Genomic DNA, 14,722 nt, shown 5'->3' with positions numbered 1-14,722 from the left:
GGTGTCAGGAGTGGTCGTGTCGCGCGGGGACGGTGCCGACCTTCTCGCCCTCGCCCAGGACGACGAACTGGCCCATCATCCCGTCGTCCTCGTGCTGCAGCAGGTGGCAGTGGAACATGTACGGCATGTCCGGGTCGGTGTGATCGGTGAAGTGCAGGGCCAGCCGGTAGCGGCGGTCCGGCACGAGCAGCACGGTGTCCTTCCAGCCGCTCAGGTGCGGTGGCGGCTGCTCGCCGTCGACCGTCAGGACCTGGAACTGGACGTCGTGCACGTGGAAGTTGTGCAGGTAGCCGTTGTCGTTGACCACCTCCCACACCTCGACCGTGCCCTCGCGGACGCCGAAGTCGATGCGGTCCATCTCCATCGACAACCCGTTGATCTTGTTCGCGGCCAGCGAGAAGGAGCGTTCGGCGGCGACCGTCGCACCGGCCAGGTCCGGGGCGTCGGCGAGCGCCGCGGGCAGCTCGGCATCGTCGGACAGCGTGTCCGCGGCCCGGAACCGGCAGATGTCGAGGCGGTCCTCGAAGCCGTCGAGCCGTCCGGAGAGGGCACCGCCGTACTCGGGCGAGGGGTACGACCGCAGCTCGATGCTCTCCCCCGGCTCGAACGCCACGACGATCTCCGCGCGCTCGCCGGGCGAGAGGTAGAGCCGGTCGGTCTCCCACGGCCCGGCCAACAGGCCACCGTCGCTCGCGATCAGTGAGAACGTGCGCTCGTCGGAGAAGCCGAAGTTGTACGGGCGTGCGTTGGAGGCGTTGAGCAGCCGCAGCCGCACGAGCCTGGTCGTGACGTCGAAGTACGGGCCCAGCGTGCCGTTGACGAGGATCTCGTCACCGATCACGCCCAGCGATCCCGCCAACGGGATGCGTTCGGTGAACTGGTTGTCGCCGTCGAACGCCCGGTCCTGCACGATCATCGGCACGTCGTCGACGCCGTAGGTGGACGGCAGGTTCAGCGCCTCGGCGTCCTCGTCATCGATGACGAACAGCCCGGTCAGGCCGCGGTAGGTGTGGTCGGCCGTCTCGCCGTGCACGTGCGGGTGGTACCAGAGCGTCGCGGCCCGCTGGTCGACCGCCCATCGTGGTTCCCACGTCGCACCGGGTGCGATCGGCTGGTGCGGGCCGCCGTCCATGGCCGCGGGCAGGTGCATGCCGTGCCAGTGCAGCGAGGTCTCCTGGTCCAGGCCGTTGTGCACGGCGAGCTCGACCTGCTCCCCGCGCCGGGCGCGGATCGTCGGGCCGAGGTAGCTACCGTTCACGCCCCACGTGCGCGTGGCCGGGCCCGGCTTGAACGCTGTCTCGCCCGCCTGGATGCCGAGCGTGAACACCCGGGCCCCCGCGGCACTGACGCTGGACTCGGCCAGCGGCGGGATCACCAGCGCCGTGTCGAAGTCGATGCTGCCGACCGTGTCCCGCCTGGCGGTGGCGTAGTAGGTCCCGAGGCCACCGGCGCCGAGCGCCACCGCTCCGCCGATACCGATGCCGAAGATCTTCAAGGCTGTGCGACGTTCCATGGACCGACGGTCCCGCGCCCGGGGTCACCATCGCGTCGGCGAGAACTACGTAGACCCGAGTCCCGGCTGCTCCCGGAGCTGACGCCGGGACCTGATCCCGAGCTTGCGAAAGATGTTGCGCAGGTGCGCGTCGACGGTGCGCGGGCTGATGAACAGCCGGGCGGCCACCTCGCTCGACGTCGCACCGGTGGCCACGAGGCGGGCGATGTGCAGCTCCTGCATGGTGAGCTGGTCGCGGGTGTGCCCGGACCGGCGACGGGCCGTCTCGCCGGTGGCGCGCAGCTCGTCGGCCGCCCGCTGGGCGAACGCCTCGAGCCCGGCCCCGGACAGCAGCTCGTGGGCGGTGCGCAGGTGGGGGCGGCAGTCCCGCCGGCGCCCCTCGCGCCGCAACCACTCCCCGTACAGCAGGTGGGCTCTGGCCCGGTACGGGAGCGCCGGGCTCTGCTCCAGGCGGTCGATCGCCTCCCGGTAGTGGTCCTCCACCCCGGTGACCAGACCGCGTGCGGTCGCCGCCACGCCCAGGCCGAACGCCGTCCCGCTCGCTTCGGTCCGTTCGGTCAGCGCCTCCAGCGCCGCGACGGCGGCATCGTGCTCGCCACAACGGACCGCCGCCTCGACCAGCTCGGGCAGGGAGATCGCGGCGATGAAGAGGTCGCCGTCGGCGGCCGCACGCCGGGCCGCCGCGAGCGCGGCCGGGTAGTCCGCCAGACCATTGCCCAGCACGGCCTCCGCCCAGTGCACGTTGGCGAGGAACTGGCCCGCGTCGCGCGCCCTCTCCGTGGCGGTCCCGAACAGGGCGAGCGCCTCCGCGCGCCGTCCGCGCATCGCCGCCAGGTGCAGCCGGTGGTACATGACCGACGTGCCGCCGGTCGCGTCACCGATGGCCTCCTCCTCGGCGACCGCCGCCATCGCACGGTCGAGGTCGCCGGTCAGCGCGGCGTGCGAGGCCGTCTGCGCGAGGCCGAGGCGCAGCACCAGCGGCGAGCCCGACTCGCGGCCGTTCTTCATGAGCCAGTCGATGATCGTCTCGTGGGTGGCCGGGTCCCAGAGCTCCGCCGCGAGCGTGATCGCCAGTGCCGGGTGCCGGGTCCACATCGCGCCGTCGGCGCCGTCGAGAGCCTCCCGGATCAGGGGGACGGCCACCCGGTGCCCCTCGGAGCCCAGCACGGACAACGCGTCCAGGATGTCCGGCCGCCGCGGCGTCACCACCGGCGAGCCGCCCGGGGCCGACGTCGGGGACGCGGACCGGGCCGCGGCAAGGACGCGGTCCATCATGCCGGTCGCCCGGCCGACCAGGAGGCTCATCTCGAGCGCCTCCAGGTAGATCGCACGGGACCGCTCCGGGTCCAGCACCGCGAGCCGGTCGGCCGCACGCAGCATGTACGTCGGGCCGTCGCAGTCCCCCTCCCGCACGAGGGCGATCCGCCCCCGCAGGAGGTCGGCCTCGGCACGTTGCAGCTCGTCGAGGCCCGAGCCGTGCACGGCCGTGAGCAGCTCCGCGGCCCGTTCGGCGGCACCGGTCTCGAGCTGGGCGCGCGCCGCCGTCAGCGTCCGCTCGATGCGCCTGCCGGCGTCCAGCGACAGCTCCGCGGCGCGTTCCAGGAAGGCCGCCGACGCCGTCCCCCCACCACGCGCCCGAGCGCGGGACGCCGAACGCTCCAGCTCCACGGCGACGTCGTCGTCCGGACCGGCGCTCGCCTGCGCACGGTGCCAGGCACGCCGGTCCGGGTCCGCGACGGGGTCCGTCACGGCGCCGAGCGCGCGGTGCGCCAGCCGGCGCTCCCGCGCACCCGCCGCCTGATAGGCCGCCGTCCGGGCCAGCGGGTGGTAGAAGCGGACCCGGGCGCCGAACTCGACGAGACCCGTCGCGGTAGCTGCCGCGACCGCCGCCGGAACGTCGATGTCCAGGTGCTCGGCCGCGGGCCACAACAACGCGGGGTCCCCGGTCGGGTCGGCGCTCGCGACGGTAAGGAGCAGCAGCGCCTCGGTGGGAAGCCCGGCCAGTGCGGAGCGGAGCCCCTGCTCGACCCGGGTCGGCGCGGGGGACGCGTCCGGTGGAGCGAAGCCGCCCGCCCGCGGCAGCGTGAGCAGCGCCAACGGGTTGCCCCGCGCCTCGGCCACGAGCCGGTCGCGCACCTGCTCGTCGAGGGTCTCGTGGCTCTGCGCCGTGAGCAGCACCCGGGCCTCGGCGTCACTCAGCCCGTCGACCGTCAACACGGGCAGGACGTCCAGCCCGTCCGCGAGAGCGGGCCGGCCGGCCGCCGGAGCGGGCAGCCGCACGGCGAACACCATGGCGACCGGCTCGGCTGCGATCCGCCGGGCAAGGAACGTCAGCACGCGTGACGACGCCGAGTCGAGCCACTGGGCGTCGTCGACCAGGTACAAAAGCGGGCGCTCGCGGGCCGCGGCCGAGAGCAGGCCGAGGGTGGCCAGGCCGATGTGGAAGACGTCGGGGCTGCCGGCCGACAGGCCGAACGCGACCCGGAGCGCCTCCTGGTGCCGAACGGGCAGGCCGTCGAGATGCCGCAGCACCGGTAGGCACAGCTGGTGCAGGGCGGCGAACGGCAGGTCCGCCTCGTACTGGGCCCCGGTGGCCTCGATGACCTGGAACCCGGGCGCGCTCTGCCGGGCGTGGCCCAGCAGAGCGCTCTTGCCGATGCCCGCCTCGCCACGCAGGACCAGGGCCCCGCCCAGGCCGTCCCGCGCGGCGTCCGTCAGCTCGGTGACGCGCCGGACCTCGTGCTGCCTTCCGACGAGCGACCCACGGGACCCGGCTGACGTGCGCATACCCGTACGGTATCGAGGCCGGAGCACGGCCCTGCGCCGTCGGCGGTCTCTTGGAGCGCCCTGAAGTCGTCGAGCCACGCGTAGCCCGGAGCCGCCATGCCCTGGCCGGCCGGCCGCACGGTCAGGTCCGCGAACACGCTGTTCAGCAGCCAGGGCGGCTTCGTGGCGCTCCAGCCCGCCGTCATCGACGGAATCTGGTTGAAGCCGTACGTCGCCACGGCGAGCCTGCCGGTGCTCCGGAACCGTTCCATCTCGTCCCGCAGCAGGTGCTTCTTGACCTCGAACCAGGGGCTCTGCGACAGCAGGTCGTCCCACTTGCGCGAGGGGAAGGGCTGCTCGATCGCCTCGTCGATCACCTGCCACACCTCGGTGTCGGCCGCGTACCCGTAGCGCTCGGCGAACGCGGCGGGGATGCGGTCGGTCATGTGCCGCTTCCAGTACCAGACCAGGGAGAACTCCGTCACCAGAAAGGTCTGTTCCGGGCGGAGCCGGGGCAGCGTGTAGTCCAGGAAGTCCTGGATCCGAGCCTGGTCGGCCACGTGCGGATGGAGGTCGACGCCCTCGATCTCCGGCGTCCCGCGCACGAAGGCGAGATACCGCTCGACGGCCGGCGTGCGGTTCCTGGGCAGGTCCAGGCGGTTCAGCGCACCCATGTAGAGATGGGTACCGCACTCCGCACCGCACAGCTCCGAGCGGCGGTCGATGACGTGGCGGGCGACGGTCTCGTAGAACTCGTTGAGCCGCTCGTCCCGCTCGGCCGGGATGCTCTCGATGAACGGCTCGTTGCCGATGGTCACGATGTCGGCCGTGGCGAACACCTGCGGCAGCACACGATCGAGCCGGGCCAGCTCGGCCGCCATCTCGGCGCTGCCGGGCCGCGGGAAGGAGCTTCCTGCCCGAGGGAACTTCAGGCTGAGCACGGTGCGCAGCCCACTGTCGTGGGCGTCGCGGACCGCCCGGAGGGTGGGGCTCTGCGCCGGAGGAACCGAGTCCGCCTCCGGCAGCACATAGAAACCGCGGACCCAGTCGGCGCGAGCTCTGCGCAGCTCGCGGTGGTTCAGCTGGTCCAGGTTCTCGTTGTAGTTGGCGCCGAGCGCCCCCAGCGCGGGTAGCGGCTGGACCCCGCCGCCTGCGCCGTCCCCGGCGCCGGAAGCGGTGCTGCTCCCGGCGCCGGACGCCGTGTCGATCCCGGCGCCGGACGCGGGCGCGGCGACCGTGAGGGCCAGGGCGAGCGCCGTCGTGAGCACGCTCGCGACGGCGCGACGCCTCGTGGTGAATCGTAGGGCTCGCACGGGTCAGCCGTCGATGTCGCCGCGGCCGTTGCGGCGCTGGACGTAGAGCCGGTTGCCCTCGGTGCCGGTCCACTCCAGCTGGACGACACCGGCCACGGCGGAGTCGTCGATGCGCGACGGGTCCGCCCAATAGCCCTGCGCGGGGTTGCGGAAGAAGGTCGCCCAGGGCTTGCCGCTGCGGTCCTCGAAGAAGTTGTTGTGGCCCGCGCCCACCCCCGCCGTCCAGCGCTCGGAGTACGGTCCCTCGAACCGGTCGGAGACGGCGACTATCGCGTCGTACTGGTACTGGACCCGGCCGGGGGCGGGTGGGTCGTAGGCGTTGCGCGTGGTCCCGTCGGGGTTGGTCGACGTGCGGTCCCACGCGGCGTGCAGGAGGTAGTACTTGCCGCCGTGCTTGAACACGTACGCGCCCTCCAGGTACGGCTCGGGCGAGTACGGCACCTGCTGGAACCTCGGCAGGTCGGTGGTCGGGACGATGTCCTCCATGTCGTCCCGGAACTTCGCGTAGAGGTCGTTGTGCAGCACCAGCCACGCGTCGTCACCCTCGGAGAAGAGGCTGCCGTCGATGTGGTGGTAGGCCCCCGGCTCGATGAAGCGCGGCCCACCGATGAACGATTCGCCGAACGGCTTCTCGAGGTTGCCCTCGACCAGGCGGTACGGTCCCTCGACACCGCCCTCGCTCACCAGCATGAACGAGCCCACCTTGCGCGAGTGGTCCCCCATGCACGCCACGATGTACCAGGTGCCGCGGAAGTAGTGCACCTCAGGGGCCCAGGTGTTGCCTCGCTTGCCGAACTGGCCGGTGTCGTGCCAGTACTCCTGCCAGGGCGCGACGACGGTGCGACCGGGCCGGTTCTCGTCGACGAACTCCGGCGACCACACCTTGCCCTTCTCCGCGCCGGGCCGGATGCCGGTCGTGTCGACCAGCTTCCACGGCCCGCGGAGGGACGACGCCACCCACATGAAGATGCCGTCGTTCCAGGGCCCGGCCTTGGGCAGCCCCGGTACGCGCGTGGTCCCGGTAGCGACGTAGACGGGCCGCCCGTCGACGACGAAGCAGTTGACGTAGGTGTCGCGGATCCAGACCTGGCCCCGCTCCTCGTCCCGGGGGCGCAGCTCCAGGGGCAGGATGAAGGAGTTGTCCTCGCGCGGCCACAGGTCCAGCCGGGTGTCGGCGGCTCCGTAGGGCTCAGGGTCGGGCCAGTTCGCCGGGTAGCTCGCGGGGTTCCGCTGCGCCGCCGCCCCCGCCGCTCCCGTCGTCCCCGCACCGGGGGCAGGGTGGGAGGCGGACGCCGCCGCAGCAGGCTGTGTCCAGCCCAGCGCCAACGAGCCGGCGAGGCCCGCTGCCCCCGCCAGGACCGACCGCCGGTCGACGCGGAACTCGTTCTCGAAACCAGTCATCAGACACGTTCTCCTTCCACGCACGGCGCCGGTGCCGTACGTCGAGGGGGACGCTAGCCAGCAAGATTTCGACACTCAATAACCGACAGAAAGGTTCCTCGCCGAGGTGCCGAAGTGCTCGCACGCGTAGGCACGGGCGGGTGTGCTCGCACGCCTCGCCGCCGAGAGCTGAAGCCGCGACCCGACGGTCAGGCGGCTTCAGGCGGCTTCAGCTGCTGGTGGCTCGGCGGCCGGGTGCGCTGGTCCAGCGGCGTCGGGCAGGGGTTCGAAGGGCATCGGACAGGCGGATGCGGTGCCCGCGGGCGTCGGTGAAGGCCCACCCGGTCTCGAGCAGGGCGGCGGGAGCACCGTCGGGGGTGCTGTCGGTGTCGGTGTCGGTGGTAGGTCGCCCCGTCCAGTGCATGGTGATGCCCCGGGCGTCGACGAGCTGATGATGGAACCAGCACAACAAGGCACTGTTGGTGACGGAAGTGCCGCCGCCGTGAGCCCAGTGGGTCACCGCGTGATGGACCTCGCACCGGGACGGCGGCTGATCACACCCCGGGAACACACAGTGCTGATCCCGCGCGATCACGGCACGCCGCATCTGACCGGTCACCGTGCGCTGTGCCCGGCCCACGTCCAGGACCGCACCATCGGGGCCGAACACGACCCTGGTGACCGCACTGTCACACGCCAACCTGCGCAGCACCGCCCGCGGCGCACGGCCACCGGTCTCGGTGAACGCAGGGCCACCGGCCGACAGCAGCCCCGACACCGTCCTGGTGCCCACTGCATCTGCGCTCGTGCCTGGTGTGCCCGTGCCTGGCGTGCCCGTGACTGGTGTGCCCGTGTCTGCCGTGCTCGTGCCGGCCGGACCTTTGCCCGTCGCGCGCCGTGGTGCCGGACGGTCCGGTGTGGCCTGTCCGCACGTCAGGCACAGGCCGTCCCGGGTACGGGTGACCTGGGTGACCAGCTCGGTCCAGGACACGGTCACGTTCAGGTGGGGTGGGATGGCCGCCCCGGGTGCGGCCTGGTTGGTGTCCAGCACCACCCGGGCGACGTCGGCGAGTCCCTGCGCCCGCCGCTGCGTCGACGAACGCGTGTCCTCAGCCGACGGCGCACCCATGACCGCGTTCACGGCAGCGGTGACCAACAGCCCGTGCTCGTCGGTGAGGAACCCTGCCACGTGATACCCGCCGAAGGTCTTGGCCAGGTCCAGGAACTCGCCCCGGGCGGCCTTGTCGTCCTCGGCATCGTCGGTGTCCGGGTCGGTCACCGTCGCGAACCGACGCGCCACCACCCGGAACCGGTCCGCGTTCAGCACACCGGCCTCGCGGAGCACCAGGCCCTCACCCGTCACCAGCGTCCCCGCCGCGACGGCGTCTTCCACGACCCGGGTGACCAGCTGGCGGGTGCGGGCTCCGTCCGGGTCGTCGACCGGGTCGGGAAAGTCGACCGCAACGGTCTGCACGAACAGCTCCGGCGTCGTCGTCTGCCCGGTACGGGTGTCGATCAGCCACGCCAACGCGTCCGTGCGGGACTCGCTCGTCGGCGCGACCTCGGCCATCACCCGCGCGTGATCGGCGCCGAGAGTTCCGGCGACCAGGCGGTCTCGGGTAACGGGCAGCGCGGTAGCCAAACGGCGTGCCATCACCATGTCCTTGCCCGCCGTCGCCGACGACACACCCTCACGCACTCGCAGCCAGGTCGTGAACGCACGCGCCATCCCACCGGACCGCCACGAGCCCTCAGCCTCGATCCGCGACAGGAGCGTGTACCGGGCCCCGTCCAGGCGGCCGGTCAGCCCACGGATCCTGGTGTGCGCCTCGGCCAACCGCGTGATGCTCGGCGCGTTCCACCCGTCCAGTACACCCGGGTCGGTCAGGTTCGCCAGGTCGTCCATCACGCTCTCGAACCGGGCCAGCACCTCCTCGATCGAACCCGCAGCAGCGGACAGGCCGGGTCCGTCACTCGTCGACTGCTCCACCGGTCCCACCTCCGCTCCGTTGTTCGACCACCCCCATTCTCTCGAACATTTGTATGAGCAGCACGTGCAAAACGAAATCTGTGGATAACTGCTCTGCGCAGATGAGCGCGGTCAGGATTGATGACGTGTCGAAGGGAAGCGGCAGGCTTCAGGGACCGGGCCATGCACAGCGCTGAGATCCGCTACGCACACCAGACCGGTAAGCCGGTGGAGTAGACCGACGCACCCGACAGCGTCGGCACCACGTGACCACGCTCAGCTGCGCCGAGCCGGTGGCCGGCCGGCGAGCCCTGCCGGCTCACCGGCCGCGTGCCGCGCGGCGACGGCGGCGGGCGTCCGCGGCGCGCTCCACCGCATCGTCGAGCTCGTCCTCGACCGCCTCGAGGTCCGCACGAGCCTCGTCCGCCGCCGTCCGCGCCTCGTCGAGCGCGTGTCGCGTCGTGTCCCTCTCGGCGGCCAGCTGGTCGAGCTCCCGCGCCAGGCGTTCCAGCTCGCTCTCGCCATGCTCGATCCCGGCGTCGGCGGAGCGGAGCCGCTCGCGGATGTCGTCGCGGCGCGACTCCAGCCGGTCCACCTGTGCGGCAGCTTCCTCGACGGCTTCCTCCGCGGCGGTGAGCTCCGCAGCAGCCGGATCAGGCTTTCCACGCCCGGACTTCTTCGACTTCTCCGCTCGAGCGGGCTTCTCGACGTCGCGCTCCGGGGCAGTACTCGAGCCGTCGTCGGACGCCGCGGGATGCAGCTCGACCAGCTCGGCCTCATCGCCCTGCTCGTCCACGATCCCGAAACCGACGTGCTGCAGTGCCCGGGAGAGCCGGCCGGCCCGGACCACCGCGGCGGCATCCGGGTCCATCACGGCAGCGGTCAGCGTCTCCGTCAGCCGGTCGAGCACAGCGGACGACACGGGCCGTCCGCCCACCTCGCCGGCCTCGCGGACGGTGCGGACCAGGCCGTCCGTCCGCTCGCGGCGCAGATGGTCCAGCGCCCGGACCCGGCCGCGGTCCCGCTCCTGCGTGGCGGCACGCAGCTCGTCGCCGAGGTCCGCGAGCGCCGCGATCTCCTCGGGGTGTCCCCGCGCGACCTGGTTGATCACCCAGGCGGCGACCGACGGTTTCGGCAGTCGCTTGACCCGTGCGGCACCCAGCCGGTCTCCGCTGTCCGTCGCTTGTCGGACGACGGCGTCGCGGGCAGCGATGAACTCGTCGAGCGGGCGGGTGTAGAGCACGTCGACGGCGGTGTCGAGATCGAGCTGATCGTGCGCTGGCACGGTCCTACGGTGGCACGACGACGCCCATCGCGCGCGACCGCCACGCCCGGCGTGTGTGCGAGGTGCCCCGCACGGCGTTCGGCTCGGGCAGGTCTACGTCGCGTGTTCCCTACACCGTGGGCACCAGCAGCGTGACCAGCTCCCCCGATCCCAGGTGTACCAGGGCCTTGCCCGGGCTGACCTGTGACGAGACGGCCGAACGTGGCAGGCTCACGCCCACCAGGTCGCCGTCGAACCGGTCCTGCGGGCTGAGCAGGGCGCCCCGTCGGCTCTTCTTGGCGTCCACCTGCCAGCCGGAGAACCCGCCCGCGACCTCGGAGGCCTCGCCCCCCAGGATCAGCCCTCGCTGGTTGTCGGCGGCGGTGCGCAGGTAGGCGCGGAGCCAGGTCTTGGCCGGGGCGTCGGTCACCTGCTCGCCGTCGTCGACGACCAGGACCACCGGTGTACCGTCCGGGTCGAGGTGCGGCGCCAGGTCCTCCTCGGTCACCTCGGGGTCGGTGAGCACCGCGCGCACGCCGTTCCGGCCCGCGAGGTCGCGCAGGATGCTCGGCCGCGGCGCCAGCACCACCACCTGTGTCCCGCCGCGCAGCAGGGACTCGGCCATGACCGCGAGCATCGTCGACCGGCCGGACCGGGAGGGTCCGGCCACGATGAAGGACGGCGCGTCGTTCGCCAGGTCCATGCCGAACGCCGCCAGGTCGTCGCCTCCCACACCGAGCAGGGCCCACATCGGCCGGGCCGCCTCGCGGCCCACGTACTGGTAGGCCGCGTCCACGGTGATCGTGGACGGCAGGTCGTCCACCCGGAACGGCCCGGTTCCGGGCACCACGTCCTCGCGTTCGCGGATGGTCGCGGCGATCCGGCGCGCCGCCGCCGTCTGGGCGCGGCCCGACGGGTCGTCCCCGAGGATGGCGACCTGCACCTCGAGCCCGGTCCCGGACCGGAAGCCGCGGCCGGGCTGGATCTCCTCGGGCAGCTTCTTGTGGTTGATGCCGGCCATGCCGAAGTCGAGCCGGTCGGTGAGGCGCAGCAGGAGGGCGTCGTCGGACAGCACGCTCATCCGGCTCGACAGCAGGCTCCGGTCCCCGGCCAGCACCAGGTGGATGCCGGCGCTCGCGCCGTCCCGGAGGAGCTCCTGGACCATCTCGACCAGCGCGCCGCCATCGACATCGCCATAGCTGCTCATGAAGCTCTCCCAGCGGTCGACCAGCACCAGCACACGGGGCAGGCGCGCCTCCGGTTCGGCGAGCTCCCGCTGCTCCGTGACGCTGGCGTAGTTGCCGGCGGCGAGAACCTGCTGTCGGCGCCCGAGCTCCGCCTGCAGGCGCCCGAGCAGGCGGCCGGCCCGTTCGGTCTGCCCGCGCTGCACCACGGCGCCCGTGTGCGGCAGCTCGTTCAGCACCGCCAGCGCCCCATTGCCGCAGTCGATCGCGTAGAGGTGCAGGTCGGCCACCGACATAGCGGTGGCGGCGGCGAACGCCGTGGTGCGCAGGGCGGTCGAGCGTCCGCTGCCGGGCGCTCCGACCACGTAGCGGTGACCGAAGGTGTCCAGGTCGATCACGGCAGGACCCTGCCGCTGGTCGGCCGGCGAGTCCTCCGTCGCCCACGCGAACGCTGACGCCACCGCGGGCTGCGCCACGTCGGCGAGCTGGAGCAGGTCCGGCAGCGGGGGCAGCCACGGCCGGCGCGGGCTGGGCCACTCCCCCGTCGCGGCGGCCTCGCGCAGGACCGCGACGAGCGCGGCCAGGTCGGTCTCGACGTCCTCCCGGCGCTTCACCGCAGGGCGGCGGGGCGAGGCGGTGCCCAGGTCCGTCACCGGCACGCGCGCGACGAACGGGGCCTCCACCTGCCCGACGTCGGCCAGTGACAGCCGACGACCACCTACCCGGGCGGACTGGAAGGGGATCACGGACGCATGCCCGAGGCGGGCGTAGCCCCGACCGGGCTGCGACTTGGCGATCTCCGCCGCCTCGGTGGCGTCGATGACGTCCTTCGACTCGCCCTTGTCGGTCATCCGGAGGGCCACACGCAGGTTCGTGTTGGCGCGGATCTCGGGCGAGATCACACCGGAGGGACGCTGGGTCGCGAGGATCAGGTGGATCCCGAGGGACCGGCCGCGCTGTGCGATGTTGACCAGGCCGCTGACGAAGTCGGGCAGCTCCCGCGCCATCGATGCGAACTCGTCGATGACGATCATCAGGCGCGGCAGCGTGGGCCCCGAATGGCCGCGGGCCTGCGCGTCGAGATAGTCCTCCAGGTCCTTCGCGCCGGCGTCGGCCAGCACGTGCTCCCGGTAGGTCAGCTCTGCGCGCAGCGAGTCGAGGGCCCGCTCCACGAGGTGTGAGTCGAGGTCCGTGACCATGCCGACCGTGTGGGGAAGCCGCTCGCACTGGCTGAACGCGGCGCCGCCCTTGTAGTCGACCAGCACGAAGTTCATGGTCTGCGGCGTGTTCACCACCGCGAGCGACGCGACGACGGTCTGCAGGAACTCGGACTTGCCCGAACCCGTGGTGCCGCCGACCAGGGCGTGCGGCCCGTCCCGCACCAGGTCGAGAGCGAACGGCCCGTCCAGGGACACACCCACCACCGCCTGGGTGCTGCCCTTCGTCACGGCCCGCCACCGGGCGGCCATCTGTCCGGCGTCGATCTCCTCGATGCCGAGCACCTCCACCAGGCGCGCCGAGTCCGGGATCAGGCCCTCGCCCTCGCTGGCCGTCACGTCGTGCACGGCGGCGACGGCGCGCGCCACGGGCTCGAACCAGTCGTCGGTCACCTCGTCGACCAGCACGGAGCGCAGGTCGTCGGCGTCCTGCCGGCGCAACGTCAGGCCCCCGTCGACCCGGGCCAGAGCGACGGCGGTGCACTCCTCCGGCAGCAGCTGCTCGTCGCCGTCCAGGCACACGACGCTCACGCCGACGCCGGGGCCGTCGCGCAGGATCGACACCACACCGGGCAGCGCACGCAGCCGGCGGGCGCCGTCGAGTACTACCACCACCTGCGGACCGGACATGACCTTGGCGCTCGCCGCATCCATGGCGGCACGGCGCTGGGTGATCAGCGAACCCACCTCGGCGACCCGTGCGGCCAGGGTCTCCGTGGTGGTCCCGAGCAGGGCCACGGCGGACTGCCCGAACGCGGGACGGACGTGCGGCAGCCAGGCCGCCCACGCCCACTCCTGCACGTGCTCGGAGCTGGTCAGCACGTAGATCTGCACGTCGCGCGGGCTCTGCAGCACCCCGAGCTGACCCACGATCCAGCGGGCCCGGCGACGCGGCCAGTCCCCCGGGCCGGCCAGGCCGACGACGCCCGCCTCCCGCAACGGCACGGTGACCGGCACGGACCGTACCGTGGCACGCGTCTTGCGCCGGTGCTCGGGCTCGGCGCTGTCGTCCACCTCCACCCGGCTCGTCGCGTCGGCGAGGCCCAGCCGCACCGTCAGATGGTCCCCGTCCGTACTGCGCCGCTCCCAGAGGCGACGCGTCGGGGTGGTGGCGATCAGGCGCAGCTCGGCGGCACCAGGGCTCGACACCCGGCGCCGGTGCTGCTCGCGCCGGACCGCGTCGAGGACCTCCTCCTCGAGCGCCGCGCGCTCCTCGGCGTGCTGCTTCAGCCGTTCCTTGTGGGTGGTCACGCCGTTGCGCTTCTGCATCCACCAGTTCCCGAGGCCCATCAGCGGCGAGGCCAGCGCGAACATCAGGTAGTACGGGGACTGGAACACGAATGCCATCGTGACGCCCAGCACCGCGGGCATGGCCATGGCCAGCCACGGCAGCGGGTTGCGGGCGGGTGGGGCCGGCTCGGCGGGCAGGCGGAAGTGCGTGACAGGCATGGGCGGCAGCAGCCGCGGTGGCCGGTTGTAGTCCAGGTGACCGGGCTGCGCGGCAGGACGCAGGTCCGCGTCGGGCCGGGTGGCCGCCTGGACCGTCAGGACGCTGGGGCCGATACGCAGCTGCGTGCCAGCGGCCCAGGGCGCTTCCTCCTCGCCCAGCGGGTCCTCCAGCCGGTCGAGGTGGACCGGCCGGGCGGCAGACCGGGGGTCCGGCACACGCCGCACCCGCACGCCGCCGTCCAGCGCGACGACGACAGCTACCGCGGCCTGCCCGCCCTCGCGCGGCTCGTCCACGCGGACGCGCCCGTCCTGCCCCACCTGCACGACCGACTCACCGACGCCGAGCCGGACCACCGTGCCGGTGCCGGTGCCGCCCGTGACGCACAGGTCGACGGGACCACCCAGGATCCCGTTCGAACCGGCCGGGTCGGCGGCGAACGTGACGACCGTGCCGTCCCGGACCCCCGACGCCGCCACGAGCACCTCGGCGCCGTCCCCGCGGCAGGTCGGCACCGGGGAGCCGTCCACGTACATGGTGCTGCCCCGCGGTGCACCCACCTCGGCGGCGAGCCGCTCGCCCAGGTCCTCCGCCGTGGTGCGTTCGTCCAGGTCCAGGAACAGCAGCACGTCGCGCGACCCGTGCCGCGCGGTGATCAGAGCCTGCACG

The 14,722-nt window shown here is 72.7% G+C and carries 7 protein-coding genes; all 7 read right to left on the bottom strand.

The genetic code is table 11. From position 1 onward, the window contains the following. Window positions 1–4: 4 nt before the first annotated feature. Window positions 5–1,513 carry a multicopper oxidase family protein gene (locus ACFSL2_RS26120; RefSeq protein ID WP_377200639.1) on the bottom strand — a complete coding sequence of 503 codons (1,509 nt, stop codon included), beginning with the start codon at window positions 1,511–1,513 and terminating at the stop codon, window positions 5–7. Between the two features lie 45 nt (window positions 1,514–1,558). Beyond that, entirely contained in the window at window positions 1,559–4,300 is a 2,742-nt protein-coding gene (locus tag ACFSL2_RS26115) for an ATP-binding protein (RefSeq protein ID WP_377200638.1), read from the bottom strand. Further along, window positions 4,228–5,592 carry a hypothetical protein gene (locus ACFSL2_RS26110; RefSeq protein ID WP_377200637.1) on the bottom strand — a complete coding sequence of 455 codons (1,365 nt, stop codon included), beginning with the start codon at window positions 5,590–5,592 and terminating at the stop codon, window positions 4,228–4,230. Before ACFSL2_RS26110 ends, ACFSL2_RS26115 begins: the two co-directional genes overlap by 73 nt. Before the next feature lie 3 nt (window positions 5,593–5,595). Further along, a complete protein-coding gene (locus tag ACFSL2_RS26105; RefSeq protein WP_377200636.1) occupies window positions 5,596–6,993 on the bottom strand; it encodes a family 43 glycosylhydrolase in 1,398 nt (465 codons plus the stop codon). 208 nt (window positions 6,994–7,201) lie between these two features. Beyond that, on the bottom strand, window positions 7,202–8,962 hold the full coding sequence (locus ACFSL2_RS26100) for an HNH endonuclease signature motif containing protein (protein ID WP_377200635.1): 1,761 nt from the start codon (window positions 8,960–8,962) through the stop codon (window positions 7,202–7,204). A 298-nt stretch (window positions 8,963–9,260) separates the two neighbouring features. After that, entirely contained in the window at window positions 9,261–10,226 is a 966-nt protein-coding gene (locus ACFSL2_RS26095; protein ID WP_377200634.1) for a hypothetical protein, read from the bottom strand. Between the two features lie 109 nt (window positions 10,227–10,335). Further along, a complete protein-coding gene (locus tag ACFSL2_RS26090; protein WP_377200633.1) occupies window positions 10,336–14,721 on the bottom strand; it encodes an FtsK/SpoIIIE domain-containing protein in 4,386 nt (1,461 codons plus the stop codon). Window position 14,722 lies beyond the last annotated feature (1 nt).

This window comes from Promicromonospora aerolata (genome assembly GCF_042682255.1).
Classification (GTDB): Bacteria; Actinomycetota; Actinomycetes; order Actinomycetales; family Cellulomonadaceae; genus Promicromonospora; species Promicromonospora aerolata.
Note: the sequence above shows the minus strand (reverse complement) of the source record. Positions and strands in the feature narration are given on the sequence as shown.